This window comes from Rathayibacter sp. PhB1 (assembly GCF_004362935.1).
GTDB lineage: Bacteria > Actinomycetota > Actinomycetes > Actinomycetales > Microbacteriaceae > Rathayibacter > Rathayibacter festucae.
On the sequence record NZ_SNYD01000001.1, the window covers coordinates 562,293 to 583,468 of the forward strand.

A 21,176-nucleotide genomic window follows, 5' to 3' on the forward strand; every position below is an offset into this window, starting at 1 on the left:
CCCGTGGCGCTGCGCTCCTCCCTCTACAAGACGCCGGCCCAGCTGCGATCGATGATCGCGCCCGGGCTGGCGACCGCCGCGTCTCTGGACGCCGTCCGTGCCGCCGTGCGTCCCGGCGTCAGCACGCTCGAGCTCGACGCGATCGCCGAGGCTGCGATCGTCGCGCTCGGCGGGCACTCGAACTTCCAGCTCGTTCCGGGCTACCGGCACACGATCTGCGCCTCGGTGAACGAGGAGGTCGTGCACGGGATCCCCGGCGGCCGCGTCCTCGAGCCCGGTGACATCGTCTCGATCGACAGCGGCGCCGAGATCGACGGCTGGAACGGCGACTCCGCCATGACGATCGTCCTGCCCGACGCCGAGCGCCCCGACGAGGTCGCGCGCCGCGAGGCGCTGTCCCGCGTAACCGCGGGCTCGCTCTGGCGGGGCATCGCGGCTCTCGCGTCGGCGCGGCACCTCAACGAGGTGGGCGCGGCGATCGAGGAGTACATCGAGGACGAGGCGGAGGCCTCGGGCGCGGTCTACGGCATCCTCACCGACTACATCGGCCACGGCATCGGTCGCACGATGCACGAGGCACCGCCGGTGTTCAACTACCGGGTGCGCCAGCGCGGCCCGGAGGTGAAGCCCGGCCTCGTCGTCGCCATCGAGCCGATGGTCGCCGCGGGCAGCGCCGAGACGGTGGTCCGCGAGGACGACTGGACGGTGGCGACCATCGACGGCAGCATGTCGGCGCACTGGGAGCACTCCGTCGCGGTCCACCGCGACGGCATCTGGGTGACGACGCTCGCCGACGGCGGCGCCGCGGGCCTCGCGCCGTACGGGATCGTGCCGACGCCGATCGTCTGAGGCGCTCCGATGTCCGGCCGTGCCCCCGGTGAAGTCACGCCGGGGGAGCGCCGGCCGCCGCGCGGACGGCGGCGACGCTCGTGGCGACGTCGGCCGCATCGGTCGACCAGTTGCTCACCGAGATCCGCAGCACGTCCCGACCTCGCCAGTGGGAGCCGGACATCCAGACGGTCCCGTCCTCGATCAGCCGGCGGGTCACCTCCCGGGTCCGCTCGTCGGACTCGAAGGCCAGGCAGACCTGGGTGAAGACGACCTCGTTCAGCACGGTGACGCCCGGGATCGCCGAGAGCTGATCCGCCAGCTCCCGCGCGGTGGCGACCAGTCCGTCGACCAGGGAGACGAGGCCGGTCCGGCCCAGCTGGCGCAGGGCCGCCCACACCGGGACGCCGCGTGCTCGGCGGGACATCTCCGGTGTCAGGTCCATGGGGTCCGGCTCGTCGCCGTCGGCGCGGATCAGGTAGGCCGTCCGCGTCCCCAGTGCCGCGCCGGCGGCGCCGCTCCGCGCCACGACGGCGACTCCGCAGTCGTACGGCACGTTGAGAGTCTTGTGCGCGTCCGTCGCCCAGGAGTCCGCCGTCTCGATGCCGCGCAGGAGCGGACGGAGCGCGGGGCTGGCTCCCGCCCACAACCCGAAGGCGCCGTCGACGTGGACCCATGCGCCGTGCCCGTGCGCGACCGCGATCGCGTCGGCCATCGGATCGAAGGCGCCGGAGTGCAGGTTCCCCGCCTGGAGGCAGACGATCACGGGGCCGTCCGCACGCTCCAGCGCGACGCGGAGGGCGTCGACGAGGAGGCGGCCCTGGTCGTCGGTGTCGACGACAGCGGGTGCCCCGAGCCCCAGGTAGCGCAGGGCGAGGTCGACGGAGGTGTGCCGCTCCGCTCCGGCGAGCACGGTGAGCCGCGGTGCTCCCTGCAGGCCGTGGGCGTTCACGTCCCAGCCGACCCGATCCAGTGCGAAGGCGCGGGCGGCGGCCAGCCCCACGAAGTTCGCCATCGTCGCCCCGGTGGTGAAGCCGACGTCCGCCGTCGCCGGGAGCCCGAGGGCGGCGAGCAGCCACTCGCCGGCGACCTGCTCGACGGCGGCGGTCGCCGGTGAGGCGTAGCGCATGGCGGCGTTCTGATCCCAGGCGCTGACCAGCCAGTCCGCGCCGAGTGCGGCGGGCAGGGTGCCGCCGATCACCCAGCCGAAGAAGCGCCCGGAGGGCATCGCCATCAGTCCGGGCTCGGCGAGCGTCGCGAGCTCCTCCACCACGGCGGCGGGCTCGAGCGGGCCCTCCTGCCACGGCCCGCCGAACCTCTCCGCCATCTGCTCGACGGTCCTGGACGGCGGTATCGGCCGACCCGGAAGGGACTCGATCCACCGCATCGCGGCGGCGGACGATCGGTCCAGCGCAGAACGATAGACCTCGGGATCGACAGACATGGGATGCTCCTTCGTCGCAGCGATCGGGGGCGCCCCCTGCCGAGTCTGGCCGCCCACCCCCGGCAGGGACAGGGGCACACGCGGATCGGGTTCCACGGAGCGGCGGATCGGGTGCTGCGCATTGTGCAGGGGCGTGTGGAGACCCGGCGTGCTCGCGGGGGCGGATCTCGATACGCCCGCTGCGCGGGCTACTCGATCAGCAGGGGCGCGCGGGCTACTCGATCAGCACGGGTGCTCGGGTGCGCTGCTTCCGGAGGGGGCGGCCGACACATGCTGGTCGAGTAGCCCCGCAGGGGCGTATCGAGACCTGCCGTCGTCAGCAGGGCGGGTCTGCAGACTCGTCTTCTGACGCGGGTGGATCTCGATACGCCCTCTGCGAGGGCTACTCGATCAGCATGAAAGGACATGCTGGTCGAGTAGCCGCGGAGCGGCGTATCGAGACCCGCGTCAGCTGTCGATCACGCGGACGAGCTCCTCGATGAAGCCGCCGAAGTCCGCGGAGCGGCGGATCAGGCGCTGCACCTCGGCGCGGTCGGCGAAGACCTCGACGAACTGGTCGAAGACCGACTGGAAGCTGCTGCGCCCGGCCGAGGCGAAGGCGATCATCGCGATCACGTTCACCCGCTGCTCGCCCCACGCCATCGGCACGTCGTTCACGACGATGGCGATCGCGGTCCGGCGCGCGCTCATCGCCATCGCGTGCGGGACGGCGAGATTGTCGGTGAACGCGGTGGAGCTCATCCGCTCGCGCTCGATCGCCCCGTCGACGTAGTCCTCGTCGATGATGCCGCCGGTGATCATCCGCTCGCCGAGCAGCCGGATCATCGCCGGCTCATCGCGGGCATGCACGTTCCGGAAGAAGAGCGACTCGTCGAAGAACTGCAGCAGCTCGTCCTTGATCCGCGCGCGGCGCCGGTGCCGGCGCACGCGCGCGATCGCGCGGCGCACGGCGTCCACGTCGTGGTCGGTCAGGAACGGCTGCACCACGACGACGTCCTCGGACGCGGGCCGCTCGTCGATCGTGGTGATCACCAGATCCGCGGTCAGGCGGTCCCAGTCGACGTCGCTCCGGGTGATCAGCGAGCGGACCTCCACCTCGGTGCCGAGCGAGCGCTCGACCCGCAGCCGCAGCATGTGCGCGAGGTCGTAGTAGTTCGGGCAGACGATGACGCAGGAGAGCCGCTCCTCGCGCCGGGACACCCGCTCGAGGAAGGAGCCGACGTGCAGGGCGATGTAGGCGATCTCGTCCTCGTTGACGGTGATCCCGCGCAGCCGCTGCAGTCCGCTCGCGAGGAACACCGCGATCTCGTAGGTCATCGGGAAGCTGGTCTTGATCGAGCGGGTGAGCGGGTTCCGCGAGTAGCCGCCCTCGGCCGCCCGCGCGACGAGGTTCCGCACGTGCAACGCGAGGCGGACGATGAAGCCCTCGTCGTCCAGGTCGACGAGGTAGGCCTCGTTCACATCGGCGACGAGCTCGCGGACGACCGCGACGTCCTCCGGATCGAGGTAGTTCTCGACGACGGCGGCGACGGGCTCGTTCTGCCCCGGCGTGGCCACCCGCGTGGTCATCAGGATCGCCAGCTGGGCGAGCTCGGCGTCGGTGAGCCGCGTGGCGAAGTGGCGCTCGACCAGCTCGGCGAGCAGCGCGGCGAGCTCGCCGTGCACCGCGGGGGAGGGGCGCGAGCCGGACGGGTCGCCGATGCCCCGGGAGACGCGGTCGACGGCGATCGCGATGTGCAGCAGCACGCTGTTCACGCCGTAGTCGTTGATGTAGTAGCCGCGGGTCTCGAGCTCGGCCAGCAGCTCGGTCTTGAACGCGCCGAGACCGGGGGAGGCGAACTCGCGCTGCACGTCGTCGAGCGTGAAGACGCCCTGCGCGCTCTCGTCGCGGAACATCCGCGAGATCAGCCGGCGCCGGGCCTCCTCGCTGCCCTCGAGTCGCACTGCCGGGCCGCGGCGCACGAGGGCCAGGCCGGACTCGTCCGCCAGCGCCTTCACCCGGCGCAGATCGGCGTCGATCGTCGACTCGCTGACGGAGAGCGTCTCCGCGAGCGCCGCGACGTCGAGTCCGTCGTCGGAGTCGACCAGGCGCCGGACGATGCTGTACAGCCGGTCGCGCGGGGTGTCCGGCTCGTCGTCGCGGAGCAGCCGGGTCTCGAGGAACGCCGTGTACGCGTCGCGCGCGAGCCGGTAGCCGTTGGCCGACGACTCCACGGGCTCGAGCGGGGCCGCCTGGGCCTTCACCGCCGTCACGTAGCTGCGGACACTCCGGGTGGTGACTCCGAGCCGGTCGGCCAGCTCGTGCGCGGTCACCCAGCCGTCGGCGCGGGAGAGGTACTCCAGCAATCGTTCGCGGTTGTCAGGCATCGGTCTTCCAGTCAACCATCTCCGGGTCGGCGGGGTCGGACCCGCGCCGAAGCCGCCGGGAGCGCTCTTCCGCCCCCGCGGAAGATTGTCTGCGGGGGCGGACGCGCGGCCCCCGAGATGCTTGGATGAGGCAAGACCCGGACGCGAGGAGGCGAACGAGGTGCGCACGATCCTGATCGTCTGCGGTGCAGGCGCGTCGAGCACGTTCCTGGCCCACCGGCTGCGAGCGGGCGCGAAGCAGCGCGGCATCGATGCCGTCTTCCGATCCGAGACCCTTCCCGGTCTCGCGGACGCTCTGCCCCAGGCGGACGTCCTCCTGGTCGGACCGCACCTCGAGCCGCAGTTCGACGAGCTCCGCCAGCGCGCGGTGCACGTCGGCGCCGCGGCAGCACTCCTCCCGCACGACGTCTTCGGGGCGCACGGTGCCGATGCCGTGCTCGACACCCTTCCCGTCCTCTTCGCCGCTCGCGCGGTCGTCGCAGGATCGGACGGGGACGCCCCACCTCCCGCCCCGGGCCTCGCGCCCGGCGCCGGGAACCACTGACGCAGTTCCGACTGCAGGATCAAGGAGAAACGTTCATGGTCGAGCGCACCGTGCAGGTTGCATCGTCGAAGGGCCTCCACGCCCGCCCCGCCTCGCTCTTCAGCCAGGCTGCGGCGAAGTCGGGTCAGAAGGTCCTGGTGAAGAAGGGCGAGGGCACCGCGGTGAACGCGGCCTCGATCCTCGGCATCATCTCGCTCGGCATCGAGCACGGCGACTCGCTGACCCTCTCGGTCGAGGGCGACAACGAGCAGGCGATCCTCGACGAGCTGTCCGAGTTCCTCAGCACTGATCACGATGCGTGACGCATAGCGTCACGAAAGGCGGCAGCCCCGGCGCACACGGCGCCGGCAGCCGCGGAAGACCGCGAGTCGTGACGGCGACCCTCAATGGGTCGCATCAGCTCCTCCTGACTTCCACCCCCTCGCCCCCACCGCCCTCTCACCGACGAGACGCACGACAGGAACCGGGAACCCATGACGCTGTCCACTCCTTCCACCGCCTACGCCTCCGCGAAGCTCCAGGGCACCGGAGTCGGCCGCGGCCTGGCCCTCGGGCCGGTGCTGCGCATGCCCGACCCGCTCCCCGAGCCCGAGGACACCACCAGCGCCCGCTCCGTCGCCCAGGAGGAGGAGCGCGCGGTCGCCTCGCTGTCGGCGACGGCAGCGACCATCCGCCACCGCGGTGAGCGCGCCGGCGGCTCGGCGAAGGACGTCCTCGACGCCCAGGCGCTGATGGCGGAGGACCCCTCGCTCGCGGACGACGTCAAGACCCGCCTCGCCGCGGGCAAGACCGCCGAGCGCGCGGTGCACGAGGCGTTCGCCGGCTTCCGCGACCTGCTGGTCGCGATGGGCGGCTACATGGCCGAGCGCGCGACCGACCTCGACGACGTCTCGCAGCGGGTCGTCGCCCACCTGCGCGGCGTCCCGGCGCCCGGCGTCCCGGAGTCGGACGAGCCGTTCGTGCTCGTCGCCCGCGACCTCGCGCCAGCCGACACCGCGCTGCTCGACCTCGAGAAGGTCCTCGGCCTGATCACCAGCGACGGAGGCCCGACCTCGCACACGGCGATCCTGGCCCGCGAGAAGTCGATCACCGCCATCGTCGGCACCACCGGCGCGCTCGACCTGCGCGATGGCCAGCTCGTCATCCTCGACGCCTCCTCCGGCGTCGTGACGGTGAACCCGTCCGACGTCGAGATCGGCGACGCGAAGTCCTCGATCGCGGAGCGCGCCGAGATGCTCGCCGCACCCGTCGTCCCCGGCGCCCTCGCCGACGGTCACGCCGTGCCGCTGCTGGCGAACCTCGGCTCCGCCGACGGCGCCGAGAACGCCGTCGAGCTCGGCGCGGAGGGCGTGGGCCTGTTCCGCACCGAGTTCCTCTTCCTCGACGCGAAGGAGGCCCCGACCGTCGCCGAGCAGGCCGAGCAGTACACCCGCCTCCTCGCCGCCTTCCCCGGCCGCAAGGTCGTAGTGCGTGCGCTCGACGCCGGCGCCGACAAGCCGCTCGCCTTCCTCAACGACAACCACGAGGAGAACCCGGCGCTCGGCCTCCGCGGCCTCCGCGCCCTGCGCGCGAGCGAGCAGATCCTCCGCGACCAGCTCACCGCGCTCGCCCAGGCCGACGCCGCGACCGACGCCGACCTCTGGGTCATGGCGCCGATGGTCGCGACGGTCGACGAGACCCGCTACTTCACCTCCATGGCCAAGGAGCTCGGGATCCGCACCGCCGGCGTGATGGTGGAGGTCCCCTCCTCCGCTCTGCTCGCCGACCGGATCCTCGGAGTCGCCGACTTCGCCTCCATCGGCACCAACGACCTGACCCAGTACACCCTGGCAGCGGACCGGATGCTCGGCACCGTGTCCGCCTTCCAGGACCCATGGCACCCCGCCGTCCTCCGCCTCGTCGGCGAGGTCGGCCGCGCGGGCGCCGCACTGGGCAAGCCCGTCGGCATCTGCGGCGAGGCCGCCGCGGATCCGCTGCTCGCCGTGGTCCTCGTGGGCCTCGGCGCGACGACCCTCTCGATGTCGCCGTCGGCTCTCGCCGACGTCCGCGCCGAGCTGGCCGAGCACACCCTCGAGGACGCGAAGCGCTACGCCGAGCTCGCCCTCGCGGCCGACAGCGCGGCGGACGCCCGGTCCGCCGTCACCGAGGCGATCGCCGCCTCCTGATCCCGGGGATCGCGCGGCCCGCATGCGCACGATCCTCCGCAGCACCACCCCGCACCACCGCACCACCCCTGCACCACCCCGTCTCGTCCCGCCCCGCGGGAGCCCGGTCCGCCTCAGGAGCGACCGGATCTCCCACCCTCAGAATCGGAGAACACACCACATGACAACGACGTCAGCGACGTCGACGCGCGGAGGTACGCGCGTCCACGTCCAGCGATTCGGCACCTTCCTCTCGGGGATGGTCATGCCGAACATCGCGGCCTTCATCGCGTGGGGTCTCATCACCTCGCTCTTCATCGCCGCGGGCTGGCTGCCCAACGGCATCCTCGGCGGCTTCGGCGACGCGGCCCAGATCGGCTGGGAGGGTGCTCGCACCCAGCTCGCCGCCGGTGAGGACGGCGCGACCTTCCAGCAGTACGTCGGTCTCGTCGCCCCGATGATCACCTACCTGCTCCCGCTGCTCATCGCGAACACCGGTGGCCGCATGGTCTACGGCCAGCGCGGTGGCGTGGTCGCCTCGATCGCCACCATGGGCGTCATCGTCGGCGCCACCATCCCGATGTTCCTCGGCGCCATGATCATCGGCCCGCTCGCCGCGTGGCTGATGAAGAAGGTCGACTCGATCTGGGACGGCAAGATCAAGCCCGGCTTCGAGATGCTGGTCAACAACTTCTCCGCCGGAATCCTCGGCATGCTCCTCTCGCTGGGCGCGTTCTTCGGCATCGCGCCGATCATCTCGTTCCTCACCAAGATCCTGGGCGACGGCGTCGACCTCCTGGTGAACGCGGGCCTGCTGCCGCTGACCTCGATCTTCATCGAGCCGGCCAAGATCCTGTTCCTCAACAACGCCATCAACCAGGGCGTTCTCACCCCGCTCGGCACCGTCATGGCGCAGGACCAGGGCAAGTCGTACCTGTTCCTGCTCGAGGCGAACCCCGGCCCCGGCATGGGCGTGCTGCTCGCCTTCGCGATCTTCGGCGTGGGCATCGCCCGCGGCTCCGCCCCCGGCGCCGCGCTGATCCACTTCGTCGGCGGCATCCACGAGATCTACTTCCCCTACGTGCTGATGAAGCCCGCGCTCGTCGCGGCCGTCATCCTCGGCGGCATGACCGGGGTCGCGACCAACGTCGCGTTCGACTCCGGCCTCGTCGCCCCGGCGTCGCCGGGTTCGATCATCGCGGTGCTCCTGCAGACCTCGCGTGACAGCTACCTCGGCGTGATCCTCTCGGTCCTGCTCTCGATGGCCGTGTCGTTCGTCGTCGCGTCGTTCATCATCCGCGGCAGCCGCAAGCGCGACCTCGACGCCATGGAGGCCGGAGACGACAAGCTCGCCGCCGCCGTCGCCGCCAACTCGTCGAACAAGGGCAAGGAGAGCGCCGTCGGCTCGCTCCTCAACGCGAGCGGCGCGTCCAACCAGGACGGCGCCTCGGCGACCGCCACCGCCACGCAGGTGCGCAACATCGTCTTCGCCTGCGACGCCGGGATGGGATCGTCCGCCATGGGCGCCTCCGTCCTGCGCAACAAGATGAAGAAGGCGGGCTTCGAGGACGTCACGGTCACCAACAAGGCGATCGCGGCTCTCGAGGACGACGTCGACCTGGTCATCACCCAGGCCGAGCTGACCGAGCGGGCGCGCCAGCGCACGCCGGGCGCGATCCACGTCTCCGTCGACAACTTCATGAACAGCCCCAAGTACGACGAGGTCGTCTCGCTCGTCGCGGAGCAGCACGGCAAGTAGTCGGGAACACCCCTGAGGGAGCCCGTAGGGTGCGACGTGGCGGAGACGCTCCGCTCGCCCCTGCGGGTTCCCTCATTCGTTCACCACCCACGGAAAGGACGCACGCCATGAGCGATGTGCTCACCATCGGACAGATCAACGCCTCCGGCACCGCCACGTCGAAGGAGACCGCCATCAAGGAGGCCGCCGACATGCTGGTCGGCGTCGGCGCCGTCACGCCCGCCTACCACGAGGCGATGCTCGCCCGCGAGGCGACCGTCTCCACCTACATGGGCAACCTGCTCGCCATCCCGCACGGCACGAACGACGCGAAGGACGAGATCCGCTCCTCGGCGCTGTCCTTCGTCCGCTACGCGCAGCCGATCGACTGGGACGGCAACGAGGTCCGCTTCGTCGTCGGCATCGCCGGTGTCAACAACGAGCACCTCGAGATCCTCTCCAAGATCGCGATCATCTTCTCGGAGGAGGACGAGGTGCAGAAGCTCCTCGACGCCCCCGACGCGCAGTCGCTCTACGCGCTGCTGGGCGAGGTCAACTCCTGATGCCCACCGCCGTCCACTTCGGCGCCGGCAACATCGGCCGCGGCTTCGTCGGGCTGATCCTGCACGGTGCCGGCTACGAGCTGGTCTTCGCCGATGTCAACGCGGCGCTGATCGACCAGCTCGCCGCCGCCGACAGCTACGAGGTGCACGAGGTGGGGGAGTCGTCCGCGACGCACGTCGTCGACGGCTTCCGCGCGATCAACTCGGCGAGTGACGAGGAGGCCCTCGTCCGCGAGATCGCCGCCGCGGACCTCGTCACCACCGCGGTGGGGCCGAACATCCTGCGCTTCGTCGCGCCGGTGATCGCGAAGGGCCTCGCGGCCCGCGCGGAGTCGGCGCCCCGCCTCGCCGTGATGGCCTGCGAGAACGCGATCAACGCGACCCGGCTGCTGCAGACCGAGGTCGCCGCGAGCCTGGGCGCGGACGAGTGGGAGCGCCTGCGCACCCGCGCGGTCTTCGCCGACACCGCGGTCGACCGCATCGTGCCGAACCAGGCGGCCGGCCAGGGTCTCGACGTCACGGTCGAGAGCTTCTTCGAGTGGGTCGTCGACCGCACGCCGTTCGAGGGCTCCGAGCCCGAGATCCCCGGCGCCACCTGGGTCGACGACCTCGAGCCGTTCATCGAGCGCAAGCTCTTCACGGTGAACACCGGGCACGCCACCGCGGCGTACGTCGGCTTCGCGGCCGGCGCGCACAAGCTGTCGGACGCGCTCGCGCTGCCCGAGGTGCACGACGCGGTGAAGGCCGCGCTCGAGGACACCAAGACGCTGATCGTCGAGAAGCACGGCTTCAGCGACGAGGAGCAGGAGGCCTACCTCCAGAAGACGCTGAAGCGCTTCGCGAACCCGGGTCTCACCGACACGGTGGACCGGGTCGGGCGCCAGCCGCTGCGCAAGCTCTCGCGGCACGAGCGCTTCATCGGCCCGGCGGCCGAGCTCGCCGAGCGCGGGCACGTGCCGAGCGGACTGCTGACGGCGATCGGCGCGGCCCTCCGCTTCGACGTGCCGGAGGACCCGCAGAGCGTCGAGCTGAAGGAGAAGCTGGCGGCGCTGTCGCCGGAGGAGTTCGTCGCCGAGGTGACCGGCCTCGGCGCGGACCACCCGCTGTTCGAGCAGGTCGTCGCGGTCGTCCGCGGCTGACCTCCGCGAGGCTTCGTCCGGAGGGGCGGGATCGGGTGTTCCGGCATCCGGCCCCGCCCCTCCGCGGTTCCCGGCGTGATCCGGAACGCGACCCGGGCTAGAAGAGGCGCCAGCGGGTCAGCGGCCAGGCGACGGCGAAGACGCGCCCGACCACGCGCTCGATCGGCACCGTCTTCACGCAGGAGTCGATCGGACCCGGGGCTCCGCGGCAGTCGCCGAGCGAGTCGTTGGAGTTCGAGCGGTGGTCGCCGAGGACGAAGAGCGTGTCCTCCGGCACCGTGTACTCCTGGAAGCAGCGGGTGGAGGCGGGCTGCGAGTCGCAGTCCTGGGTGCCGGGGGCGAACGGGAAGTCCTCGAAGACGTAGTCGCCCGCGAGCGGCTGCCCGTCCACGAGCACGTGCCCCTCGGCGTCGCAGCAGGAGACCGTCTGGCCGGCGGTCGCGATCACGCGCTTCACGAGGAACTCCTCGTGCGACGGGCCGATGCTCGTGACGTCGCCGAAGTACTTGACCGCCTCGGAGAGCGGGTTCCCGACCGCGTCGGTCGCGCCCCAGCGCGCGTCCCGCGAGAAGACGACGATCTGCTCCGACTCCGGCTCGCCGTGCAGCGCCGCGGTGCGGTCGACGAGGATGCGGTCGCCGAAGAAGCCGCCGCCCTGCAGGGTGTTCTCCATCGAGCCGGTCGGCACGGTGTACACCTTCACGAAGAACGTCTGCACGAGGGCGATGACGACGATCGCGACGAGCACGGTCACCAGGGGGTGCGAGTACCAGCTCCGCCGACTCCTCGCCGTGCTGTCCGTCGTCTTCTCCGTGCGCGCCATCCGCGGTCCCTTCGACGAGGGAGAGCCTAGGCGGCGGCCGTCGCGCTCGCGCTCCGCGGCGCGCACACCGCCGTCCCCGGCGGGTGCCCGCCCCCGCCCTGAGGCGACACGCCCGGGCTGGCGGAGAAGCGGGGATTCGCGTAGTATCGACCCTTGGTGTTTGCGCGTGCTCCGGCACGCCCGCGCACCGCTCCCCAGGCTCCGCCCGGGGGGAGGATCGTCGCGGAAGCATTCGCACGACCAGTACACACACTACTTCCGAACGACAGTGAGGCTATGGCCAAAAAAGACGGTGTCATCGAAATCGAAGGTGCGGTTGTCGAGGCGCTCCCCAACGCGATGTTCCGCGTGGAGCTCACCAACGGACACAAGGTTCTCGCCCACATCTCGGGCAAGATGCGTCAGCACTACATCCGCATCCTCCCCGAGGACCGCGTGATCGTGGAGCTCAGCCCCTACGACCTGACCCGCGGCCGGATCGTCTACCGCTACAAGTAGACGTTCGCTCCGCTCAGTTCGCGACGTGCGTGTCCTGTAAGGAACGGCCCCGGCATCCGCCGGGAGCACGACGCCAGCGAAAACAAGGAACAGAACAATGAAGGTCAACCCCAGCGTCAAGCGCATCTGCGACCACTGCAAGATCATCCGCCGCCACGGCAACGTGATGGTCATCTGCAGCAGCAACCCCCGCCACAAGCAGCGCCAGGGCTAGTCCTCCGGGACTACCGGCGCTCCTGCGAGGAGCGCGGGCGGGAAACCGCCCAGCAGCACGGCAACACACCACCCCGCAACGTCAGAAATCGCGCAGCACCCCGGGTCACCCGGAGTGAACGGCGAGGACACCTTCGGTCGGAGGCCGAGGCACCGACGTTGCTTCACACCTCCACTCACTCACAGGAGAAGCCACCATGGCACGTCTGGCAGGAGTAGACATCCCGCGCGAGAAGCGCGTGGAGGTCGCACTGACCTACATCTACGGAGTCGGCCGCACCAGCGCGCTGAAGACGCTGAGCGACACGGGGATCGACGGCGACATCCGCGTCAAGGACCTCACCGACGACCAGCTCGTCGCGCTCCGCGACTACATCGAGGGCAACTACAAGGTGGAGGGAGACCTCCGCCGCGAGGTCGCCGCCGACATCCGCCGCAAGGTCGAGATCGGGTCCTACGAGGGCATCCGCCACCGTCGCGGCCTCCCGGTCCGTGGACAGCGCACCAAGACGAACGCTCGCACCCGCAAGGGCCCGAAGCGCACCGTCGCCGGCAAGAAGAAGGCCGGCCGCAAGTAACGCGGGCGACACGGACCTAGAGGAGATAACAAGTGGCTACCCCCAAGTCGGCCGCGCGCAAGCCGCGCCGCAAGGAGAAGAAGAACATCGCTGTGGGCCAGGCCCACATCAAGTCGACGTTCAACAACACCATCGTTTCGATCACCGACCCCGCCGGGGCCGTCATCAGCTGGGCCTCGTCCGGTGGAGTCGGCTTCAAGGGCTCGCGCAAGTCGACGCCGTTCGCCGCCCAGCTCGCTGCCGAGTCGGCCGCGCGTCAGGCGCAGGAGCACGGCATGAAGAAGGTCGACGTCTTCGTGAAGGGCCCGGGCTCGGGTCGCGAGACCGCGATCCGCTCGCTCCAGGCCGCAGGCCTCGAGGTCGGCTCGATCAACGACGTCACCCCGCAGGCGCACAACGGCTGCCGCCCGCCGAAGCGCCGTCGCGTCTAACGCAGCACTCGCAGCCGTCGGCCGGCCGAACGAAGCGCTCTCCAGCGCGACGTGAGGCCGGCCGGCGGATCGCGCATTTCTTTCACAACTTCAGACTCGCAAACGCACGTGTCATATAGCGGACACGTGATCGAAAGGAATCAACAGTGCTTATCGCACAGCGTCCGACGCTCACCGAGGAGAACATCTCGGAGTTCCGTTCCCGCTTCGTCATCGAGCCCCTCGAGCCCGGCTTCGGCTACACGCTCGGCAACTCGCTGCGTCGCACCCTGCTGTCCTCCATCCCCGGCGCCGCTGTCACCAGCATCCGGATCGACGGAGTCCTGCACGAGTTCACGACCGTCCCGGGCGTCCGCGAGGACGTCACCGAGATCATCCTGAACATCAAGGGACTCGTCGTCTCCTCCGAGCACGACGAGCCGATCACCGCCTACCTGCGCAAGCAGGGCGCCGGCCAGGTCACCGCCGCCGACATCTCGGCTCCGGCCGGTGTCGAGATCCACAACCCGGACCTCGTCATCGCGACCCTGAACGACAAGGCGAAGTTCGAGCTCGAGCTCACCATCGAGCGCGGCCGCGGCTACGTCTCGGCGACCCAGAACCGCAGCGAGTTCTCCGAGGCCGGCCAGATCCCGGTCGACTCGATCTACTCGCCCGTGCTCAAGGTCACCTACCGCGTCGAGGCCACCCGTGCCGGCGAGCGCACCGACTTCGACCGCCTCGTCGTCGACGTCGAGTCGAAGCCGGCCATCACGCCGCGCGACGCCATCGCGTCGGCCGGTCGCACGCTGACCGAGCTGTTCGGACTCGCCCGCGAGCTGAACAACGCGGCCGAGGGCATCGAGATCGGCCCCGCGCCGGTCGACGCCGTCCTCTCGACCGAGCTGTCGATGCCCATCGAGGACCTCGACCTCTCGGTGCGCAGCTACAACTGCCTCAAGCGCGAGGGCATCAACAACGTCAACGAGCTCGTCGCCCTGTCGGAGACGCAGCTCATGAACATCCGCAACTTCGGTCAGAAGTCGGTGGATGAGGTCAAGGAGAAGCTGACGGAGCTGGGCCTGTCGCTGAAGGACTCGGTCCCCGGGTTCGACGGCGCCCACTTCTACAGCTACGACGACGAGAGCATCTAGGTCTCCGCTCCGGCGTTCGACCTTCTGACACCCCTTTAGTACTGGAGTAAAGCCATGCCCAAGCCCACGAAGGGCCCCCGCCTCGGAGGCGGTCCCGCACACGAGCGTCTGCTGCTCGCGAACCTGGCCGCGGCCCTGTTCACGCACAAGAGCATCAAGACGACCGAGACCAAGGCCAAGCGCCTGCGTCCCCTCGCCGAGCGTCTGGTGACGTTCGCGAAGCGCGGCGACCTGCACGCCCGCCGCCGCGTCCTCGCGACCATCGGCGACAAGAGCGTCGTGCACGAGCTCTTCACCGAGATCGCGCCGCTCGTCGCCGAGCGTGAGGGCGGCTACACCCGCATCACGAAGATCGGTCCCCGCAAGGGCGACAACGCCCCGATGGCCGTCATCGAGCTCGTCCTCGAGCCCGTGACGCCGAAGGTCAAGAAGTCGCGCACCGGCGCCGCTCCCGTCTCGGCTCCGGTCGAGGACGAGACCGTCGTCGCGGACGCCCCCGCCGAGGACGCCACTGTCGAGGAGGCGCCCGTCGCCGACACGACCGAGGCCGACGCGACCGTCCAGGACGCGCCCGTCGAGGACGCCCCGGTCGAGACGACCGCCGAGACCAAGTAGTCCCGAGCACGTCTCGAGAGCCCTCCGCCCCCTCGGGGACGGGGGGCTCTCGTCGTTCCCGCCCGTGGCACTCCTGAGTGCTCGGTGGCGCGGAACGTCGCTTACGATGGCGGGATCGTCCCGACAAAGGGTCGGGATGCGTCCGGTACCCGGACCCCCGTCCCCGTCGGCCAGCAGGAGGAGTTCCGTGCGCGCGCACCATGCGGTCCTGCTCCTCGCCGCGACGGCCCTGCTGGCGGGCTGCTCCTCCACCGGGGTCGTCGACGTGCCGGAGTCGGCGCGCACGACGGCGCCGAGCGCGGTCGCCGCCGCCGAATCCGTCCCCAGCGAGACCGCTGCGACCGTCGCGCCGGCTCCCGAGCTGGACTGCTCCGCGGCACTGCCCGCCTCGGCGGTCGAGACGGCGGTCGGACTGCCCGCCGGGACGGCCGTGCTCGTCCAGGCGGGGGACACCTGCTCCTACGGCATCGCCGGCAACCCGTCGGCGGTCCTCGTCAGCGTCGGGCCCGCGCGGCTCGCCGAGACGTTCGCCGGCGCGGGCGAGGCCGTCGGCGCCGTGCCGGCTCCGCTGGGCGAGGCCGCCTACCGGCTCGAGGGCTCGCCGACGACGCCGTCCCAGCTGGCCGTGCTGGCGGGCGGCTACGAGCTGCACGTCGAGTCCTTCGTCGGGGACCAGGACGTCCTCGCCGACTGGGCGGTGGCCGTCTTCGACTCACTCGGCGTCCGGCTCTCGGCCGGCTGATCCGGCGATCCGGAACGGCGCGGCGGACGACCTAGACTCGTCGGGTGCTCCACCGCGTCCGCCTCGATCTGGCCTACGACGGCACCCACTTCGCGGGCTGGGCGCTCCAGCCCGGCCTCCGCACGGTGCAGGGCGTTCTCGAGGACGCGCTCGGCGTGCTGCTGCGCTCGGAGGAGCGGACGGTGGTCACCGTCGCGGGCCGCACCGACGCGGGCGTGCACGCGAGCGCTCAGGTGGCGCACCTGGACCTCACGCCCCAGCAGTGGTCGCGCCTGAACGGCAGCCCGCGGGCCGGCACCGAGAAGGTCGCGCCCGAGGTCGTGCTCCAGCGCAAGCTCCAGGGGATCCTCGGTCAGTACTCGGACCTGTCCGTGCACCGGGTGACCCGGGCGCCCGAGGGCTTCGACGCGCGCTTCTCCGCGCGCTGGCGGCGCTACGAGTACCGGCTCGCCGACCGCACCTCGCTCCGCCGGCCGCTCCAGCGCGGCTTCACGACCTGGATCAACGAGGCGGTCGACGAGGGCGTGATGGCGCTGGCGGCCGAGTCGCTGCTCGGCCTGCACGACTACGCCTCGTTCTGCCGCGCGCGCGTCGGAGCCACCACCATCCGGAGCCTCCTCGACTTCACCTGGGAGCGCGACGAGGACGGCGTGCTGCACGCGCACCTGCGCGCCGACGCCTTCTGCCACAGCATGGTGCGGGCACTCGTCGGCTCCTGCGTGGCCGTGGGGATCGGCAAGCTGGACGCGGGCGAGCTCCCGCTGCTGCGCGACGCCGCCCGCCGCACGAACGCCTTCGCGGTCATGCCGGCGCGCGGCCTCATCCTGCGCGAGGTCGATTACCCTGAGGACTCGGAACTGGCCGAGCGGGCCGTGCTCACCCGGGTGAAGCGCACCCTGCCCGGCGGGGACGCCCAGGGGGAGGACGACGAGTGATCCGCAGGAACCACCGCGTGTGGGCGCTCGTCGCCGCGCTCGTCCTGCCGGCGGCGCTGCTGCCTGCCGGCTGCTCGTCGTCGGCGATCGACGTGCCGGACCGGGCGCCCGCCGCCGCGGTCGACTCCACCGCGCCGACCGCCGTGCCCACCGCGGTGCCCACCGCTCCCGCGGCCGAGCCGACCGCCGGTGCGACGGTCGAGGTCCTCGACTGCGCCGCGGTGCTGCCGGTGACGGCGATCGAGGCGGCCCTCGAGCTGCCCGAGGGCTTCGTCACCGCCTCGGACCAGGGCTCGGGCTGCGCCTGGGCGTTGGCGGGCAACCCCGCCGCGCTCGTCCTGCGGGCGGCGACCGGCGCCACCACCGCCGACGTCGCCGCGCAGGAGTCCGAGGCCCCCGTCGAGCCGAGCGGGCTCGGCGACGCCGCTTTCTTCCGCGCCGGGGACCCGGCGGTCGACCCGGCCGCCACGGTGGTCGTGCTCGCCGGGGACCGGCTGCTCTCGCTCCGCTCCTACGTCGGCGGCCAGGCCCCGCTCGAGGAGCTGGCGACCGAGGTCCTGGCCGCGCTGGGGCAGGACGACTCCTGACCCGGACCGCCCGGGGGAGCGCGGCGGCGAGCCCGTGAGCTTCCGCTCCGGTCCGGATTGCTGTACTGTCGACCCTTGGTGTTCTCGGCCGCGTGCCGGCACCCGAAGTTGAGCCCTCCACCGGATCGGTTCGGCCCCCTCGCGGGTCGAACGGCCACGGAGCGGGATTCACGAACTCCTCACTCCGATCAGAAAGCAGCACTCACGTGACTCGCACTTTTTCTCCGAAGCCGGCTGACGTCCAGCACGATTGGATCGTCATCGACGCGTCCGACGTCGTGCTCGGTCGTCTGGCCACCCACGCCGCTGCGCTCCTGCGCGGCAAGCACAAGCCGACGTTCGCGCCGCACATGGACATGGGCGACTTCGTCATCATCGTCAACGCCGAGAAGGTGGCCCTCACCGGCCAGAAGCTCCTCCAGAAGAAGGCGTACCGCCACTCCGGCTACCCGGGCGGCCTCACGGCCACCACGTACGCCGAGCTCCTCGAGAAGAACCCGATCCGCGCCGTCGAGAAGGCCATCCGCGGAATGCTCCCCAAGAACTCCCTCGGTCGTGCGCAGCTGCGCAAGCTGAAGGTCTACACGGGCACCGAGCACCCTCACGCGGCTCAGCAGCCCAAGGCGTACGCCTTCACCCAGGTCGCCCAGTAGGCTCCGGCCCTCCCCGACACCCCAGACTTCGAAGACAAAGGATCACCTACACCGTGGCGAAGATCGCAGACCAGATCGACGTGGCTCCCGAGAGCTACTCCACCGAAAGCCCGGCCACCGAGGCGTCCTCGACGCCCCGCGCCGTCCTCAACGTCTCCGGCGCAGCCGTGGGCCGTCGCAAGCAGGCCATCGCCCGCGTGCGCCTGGTCCCGGGCTCCGGCAGCCTGACCGTGAACGCCCGCGAGTTCGCGGAGTACTTCCCCAACAAGCTGCACCAGCAGCTGATCAACGACCCGTTCAAGGTCCTCGACCTCCTCGGCTCGTACGACGTCGTCGCGAAGATCACCGGCGGCGGCCCCTCCGGCCAGGCCGGTGCGCTCCGCCTCGCGATCGCGCGTGCGCTGAACGAGATCGACCGCGAGAACAACCGCGCCATCCTGAAGAAGGCCGGCTTCCTCACCCGCGACGCTCGCGTCATCGAGCGCAAGAAGGCCGGTCTCAAGAAGGCCCGCAAGGCGTCCCAGTTCTCGAAGCGCTAGTCGCTGCGGCCCCCGTGGCCGCCGATCAGCAGCTTCAGAAGGGGACTGGCATCATGCCGCGCCTGTTCGGAACAGATGGCGTCCGTGGCCTCGCGAATCGCGACGTCACGGCCGACCTGGCCCTCGGCCTCGCTCAGGCGGCCGCCCGTGTACTCGGTGCGGCCGCCCGGGCGGAGGGCCGTCGGCCCCTCGCCGTCCTGGCCCGCGATCCTCGGATCTCGGGCCAGTTCATCGGTGCCGCCGTCGCGGCCGGCCTCGCGAGCGCCGGTGTCGACGTGCTGGACGCGGGAGTCATCCCGACGCCCGCCGCCGCCTACCTCATCGCCGACGAGAGCGCCGACTTCGGCGTGATGATCTCGGCGTCGCACAACCCCGCTGCCGACAACGGCATCAAGTTCTTCGCGGCCGGCGGCCGCAAGCTCCCGGACGAGCTCGAGAACCGCATCGAGGCGGCTCTCGGGGTCCCGCCGCTCACGCCGCTCGGCCCGGACGTGGGCCGCATCCGCCGCTTCGCCGATGCCGAGGACCGCTACGTCCTCCACCTGCTCGGCTCGCTCGGCAGCACCCGCCTGGACGGACTGCACGTGGTCATCGACTGCGCGCACGGCGCCGCCGCGGGGATCTCGCCGGAGGTCTTCACCGACGCCGGCGCGACCGTCACCGTGATCGGCAACGATCCGGACGGCATCAACATCAACGACGGCGTGGGCTCGACCCACCTCGACCACGTCGCCGAGGCGGTCCGCGAGGCGGGCGCCGACCTCGGCATCGCGCACGACGGCGACGCGGACCGCTGCCTCGCGGTCGACGCCGAGGGGCGCGTCGTCGACGGCGACCAGATCATGGCGATCCTCGCGACCTCGATGGCGCGGCGCGGCGTCCTCCGCGACAACGTGCTCGTCGCCACGGTGATGAGCAATCTCGGCCTCAAGACGGCGATGGCGGATGCCGGCATCCGGGTGATCGAGACCGGCGTGGGCGACCGCTACGTGCTCGAGGCGATGAACGAGGGCGGGTACTCGCTCGGCGGCGAGCAGTCGGGCCACGTGATCATGAGCCGCTTCGCGACGACCGGCGACGGCGTTCTCACCGGGCTGCAGCTCGCGGCCGAGGTGGCGCGGACCGGGAAGTCGCTCGCCGAGCTCGCCTCGGTGATGCGGGTGTTCCCGCAGACGCTCGTCAACGTCCGCGGCGTCGACCGCGAGGGCGTGCACGACGACGCCGTCATCGCGGCCGCCATCGCCGAGGCGGAGCGCGAGCTCGGCACCGGCGGGCGCGTGCTGCTCCGCCCCTCGGGCACCGAGCCGATGGTCCGCGTCATGGTCGAGGCCTCCACCAAGGAGACCGCCGACCGGCTGGCCGAGTCCCTCGCCGCGGTCGTGCTCGAGCAGCTGCGCGTCGCGGCCTAGCGGCCTCACCCGCCGCTGGCCCGGGGATCTCGATACGCCCCTGCGGGGCTACTCGATCAGCATGGTTCCGCCTGCTCGCTGGGTGAGGCCGGCATGACTCGGCCTGCCCGCCGCATGCTGGTCGAGCAGCGCCGGAGGTCCATATCGCGACCTGCCGCCTTGCATGCTGGTCGAGTAGCGCCGGAGGCGCGTATCGAGACCCGCCGTCGTCAGCGCGTCAGCGGCCGGGCCCCCACGTCAGATCTTGCGGAGGAGCACCGAGGAGACGGTGTGGTCGGCCTGCTTGCGCAGGACGAGGCTCGCGCGCGAGCGGGTGGGCCGCACGTTCTGCAGCAGGTTCGGCTCGTTGATCGAGGACCAGATGCTCCGGGCCCGCTCGCGCGCCTCGTCGGGCGTCAGCGAGGCGTAGCGGTGGAAGTAGGAGTTCGGGCTCGCGAAGGCGCCCTGCTGCAGCGCGAGGAACCGCTCCTCGTACCAGCGCGCGATGTCGCTCGTCCGCGCGTCGACGTAGACCGTGAAGTCGAAGAGGTCGCTGACCGCGAGGCCGTGCCCGGGCGCGGGCGGCTGCAGGACGTTCAGGCCCTCGACGATCAGCACGTCGGGCCGCCGCACCACGATCTCGGCGTCGCGGACGATGTCGTAGGAGAGGTGCGAGTAGAACGGCGCACGCACCTCGGCCGCCCCGCCCTTCACCTCCGAGACGAAGCGCAGCAGCGCGCGGCGGTCGTACGACTCCGGGAAGCCCTTCCGGCTCATCAGCCCGCGCCGCTCCAGCTCGCTGTTGGGCAGGAGGAAGCCGTCGGTCGTCACGAGCTCGACGCGCGGGGTGTCGTCCCAGCGGGCGAGCAGCTCGCGGAGCAGGCGGGCGATGGTCGACTTGCCGACAGCGACGGAGCCGGCGACGCCGATCACGAACGGGGTGGGTTGCGCGCGTTCGCCGAGGAAGGTGCTCGTCGCCCGGTGCAGCTGGCGCGCGCCGCCGGCGTAGAGGGTGAGCAGCCGGGACAGCGGGAGGTACACCTCGGCGACCTCGGTGAGGCTCAGCCGGTCACCCAGCCCGCGCAGCTGCACGACCTCGGTCTCGCTCAGCGGCAGCTCGGTGCTGCGGGCGAGCTCGGCCCAGTCGGAGCGGACGATCTCGACGAACGGGGAGGGGTGCGCCTCGCGCCCGGGTTCGCGAGCTGACGAGGACATCTGCACGATCCTAGCGGCCGCCGCGGCTCGGCCCCGTCGCCGCAGGAGCGCCCCCGCAC

The 21,176-nt window shown here is 71.2% G+C and carries 23 protein-coding genes; 19 read left to right on the forward strand and 4 right to left on the reverse strand.

Annotation, left to right across the window (positions count from 1 at the left end; translation table 11 throughout):
• The first annotated feature begins 3 nt into the window (after positions 1–3).
• A complete protein-coding gene (gene map, locus EDF17_RS02695) occupies positions 4–849 on the forward strand; it encodes a type I methionyl aminopeptidase (protein ID WP_123445058.1) in 846 nt (281 codons plus the stop codon).
• A 34-nt stretch (positions 850–883) separates the two neighbouring features.
• Here the strand turns inward: map and EDF17_RS02700 are convergent, their stop codons facing one another.
• Together EDF17_RS02700 and EDF17_RS02705 are read right to left on the reverse strand one after the other, a co-directional pair.
• On the reverse strand, positions 884–2,272 hold the full coding sequence (locus EDF17_RS02700) for a pyridoxal-dependent decarboxylase (protein ID WP_123445059.1): 1,389 nt from the start codon (positions 2,270–2,272) through the stop codon (positions 884–886).
• 447 nt (positions 2,273–2,719) lie between these two features.
• Positions 2,720–4,639, reverse strand: a complete 1,920-nt coding sequence (locus EDF17_RS02705; protein WP_123445060.1) for a PTS sugar transporter subunit IIA — start codon at positions 4,637–4,639, stop codon at positions 2,720–2,722.
• Positions 4,640–4,799: 160 nt separating this feature from the next.
• On the opposite strand from EDF17_RS02705, the gene EDF17_RS19710 reads away from it, so the two are divergent.
• From EDF17_RS19710 to EDF17_RS02735, 6 genes are all read left to right on the forward strand, one after another.
• Positions 4,800–5,183, forward strand: coding sequence for a PTS sugar transporter (locus tag EDF17_RS19710; protein WP_159423403.1), 384 nt, complete (start codon positions 4,800–4,802; stop codon positions 5,181–5,183).
• A 35-nt stretch (positions 5,184–5,218) separates the two neighbouring features.
• Entirely contained in the window at positions 5,219–5,485 is a 267-nt protein-coding gene (locus tag EDF17_RS02715; RefSeq protein ID WP_123445062.1) for an HPr family phosphocarrier protein, read from the forward strand.
• Positions 5,486–5,656: 171 nt separating this feature from the next.
• On the forward strand, positions 5,657–7,348 hold the full coding sequence (gene ptsP / locus EDF17_RS02720; protein WP_123445063.1) for a phosphoenolpyruvate--protein phosphotransferase: 1,692 nt from the start codon (positions 5,657–5,659) through the stop codon (positions 7,346–7,348).
• A gap of 160 nt (positions 7,349–7,508) precedes the next feature.
• Positions 7,509–9,086, forward strand: coding sequence for a PTS mannitol transporter subunit IICB (locus EDF17_RS02725; RefSeq protein ID WP_123445064.1), 1,578 nt, complete (start codon positions 7,509–7,511; stop codon positions 9,084–9,086).
• 107 nt (positions 9,087–9,193) lie between these two features.
• Entirely contained in the window at positions 9,194–9,628 is a 435-nt protein-coding gene (locus EDF17_RS02730) for a PTS sugar transporter subunit IIA (RefSeq protein ID WP_123445065.1), read from the forward strand.
• Positions 9,628–10,767 (forward strand): mannitol-1-phosphate 5-dehydrogenase, encoded by a 1,140-nt coding sequence (locus EDF17_RS02735; protein ID WP_123445066.1) that lies wholly within the window; start codon positions 9,628–9,630, stop codon positions 10,765–10,767. The genes EDF17_RS02730 and EDF17_RS02735 overlap by 1 nt, the downstream gene beginning before the upstream one ends.
• A gap of 97 nt (positions 10,768–10,864) precedes the next feature.
• Here EDF17_RS02735 and lepB read toward each other — a convergent pair whose 3' ends face one another.
• Entirely contained in the window at positions 10,865–11,590 is a 726-nt protein-coding gene (gene lepB, locus EDF17_RS02740; protein ID WP_123445067.1) for a signal peptidase I, read from the reverse strand.
• 276 nt (positions 11,591–11,866) lie between these two features.
• Here lepB and infA point away from each other — a divergent pair, with 276 nt between their 5' ends.
• The 12 genes from infA to glmM all read left to right on the forward strand — a co-directional run bounded on the left by infA (position 11,867) and on the right by glmM (position 19,923).
• Positions 11,867–12,088, forward strand: coding sequence for a translation initiation factor IF-1 (gene infA / locus EDF17_RS02745; RefSeq protein WP_022883252.1), 222 nt, complete (start codon positions 11,867–11,869; stop codon positions 12,086–12,088).
• A gap of 97 nt (positions 12,089–12,185) precedes the next feature.
• Positions 12,186–12,302: a 50S ribosomal protein L36 gene (rpmJ, locus tag EDF17_RS02750; protein WP_055787164.1), complete on the forward strand. Its 117-nt coding sequence runs from the start codon at positions 12,186–12,188 to the stop codon at positions 12,300–12,302.
• Between the two features lie 196 nt (positions 12,303–12,498).
• Positions 12,499–12,879, forward strand: coding sequence for a 30S ribosomal protein S13 (gene rpsM / locus EDF17_RS02755; protein ID WP_123445068.1), 381 nt, complete (start codon positions 12,499–12,501; stop codon positions 12,877–12,879).
• A 32-nt stretch (positions 12,880–12,911) separates the two neighbouring features.
• A complete protein-coding gene (rpsK, locus tag EDF17_RS02760) occupies positions 12,912–13,310 on the forward strand; it encodes a 30S ribosomal protein S11 (protein WP_056037257.1) in 399 nt (132 codons plus the stop codon).
• A gap of 146 nt (positions 13,311–13,456) precedes the next feature.
• Positions 13,457–14,443 (forward strand): DNA-directed RNA polymerase subunit alpha, encoded by a 987-nt coding sequence (locus tag EDF17_RS02765; RefSeq protein ID WP_123445069.1) that lies wholly within the window; start codon positions 13,457–13,459, stop codon positions 14,441–14,443.
• 54 nt (positions 14,444–14,497) lie between these two features.
• Positions 14,498–15,058 (forward strand): 50S ribosomal protein L17, encoded by a 561-nt coding sequence (gene rplQ / locus EDF17_RS02770; protein ID WP_123445070.1) that lies wholly within the window; start codon positions 14,498–14,500, stop codon positions 15,056–15,058.
• 187 nt (positions 15,059–15,245) lie between these two features.
• Positions 15,246–15,800, forward strand: coding sequence for a hypothetical protein (locus tag EDF17_RS02775; protein ID WP_123445071.1), 555 nt, complete (start codon positions 15,246–15,248; stop codon positions 15,798–15,800).
• Between the two features lie 44 nt (positions 15,801–15,844).
• Complete coding sequence (locus tag EDF17_RS02780) at positions 15,845–16,735, forward strand: tRNA pseudouridine synthase A (RefSeq protein ID WP_123445072.1); 891 nt, start codon at positions 15,845–15,847, stop codon at positions 16,733–16,735.
• Positions 16,732–17,322, forward strand: coding sequence for a hypothetical protein (locus EDF17_RS02785; protein WP_133671846.1), 591 nt, complete (start codon positions 16,732–16,734; stop codon positions 17,320–17,322). Before EDF17_RS02780 ends, EDF17_RS02785 begins: the two co-directional genes overlap by 4 nt.
• 206 nt (positions 17,323–17,528) lie before the next feature.
• Positions 17,529–17,975, forward strand: a complete 447-nt coding sequence (rplM, locus tag EDF17_RS02790; protein ID WP_123445074.1) for a 50S ribosomal protein L13 — start codon at positions 17,529–17,531, stop codon at positions 17,973–17,975.
• Between the two features lie 53 nt (positions 17,976–18,028).
• The gene (gene rpsI / locus EDF17_RS02795) at positions 18,029–18,514 is read left to right on the forward strand and encodes a 30S ribosomal protein S9 (protein WP_123445075.1); all 486 of its coding nucleotides are present in this window, start codon (positions 18,029–18,031) and stop codon (positions 18,512–18,514) included.
• 53 nt (positions 18,515–18,567) lie between these two features.
• Positions 18,568–19,923, forward strand: coding sequence for a phosphoglucosamine mutase (gene glmM, locus EDF17_RS02800; RefSeq protein ID WP_123445362.1), 1,356 nt, complete (start codon positions 18,568–18,570; stop codon positions 19,921–19,923).
• Between the two features lie 237 nt (positions 19,924–20,160).
• Here glmM and coaA read toward each other — a convergent pair whose 3' ends face one another.
• The gene (gene coaA / locus EDF17_RS02805) at positions 20,161–21,117 is read right to left on the reverse strand and encodes a type I pantothenate kinase (protein ID WP_123445076.1); all 957 of its coding nucleotides are present in this window, start codon (positions 21,115–21,117) and stop codon (positions 20,161–20,163) included.
• Positions 21,118–21,176 lie beyond the last annotated feature (59 nt).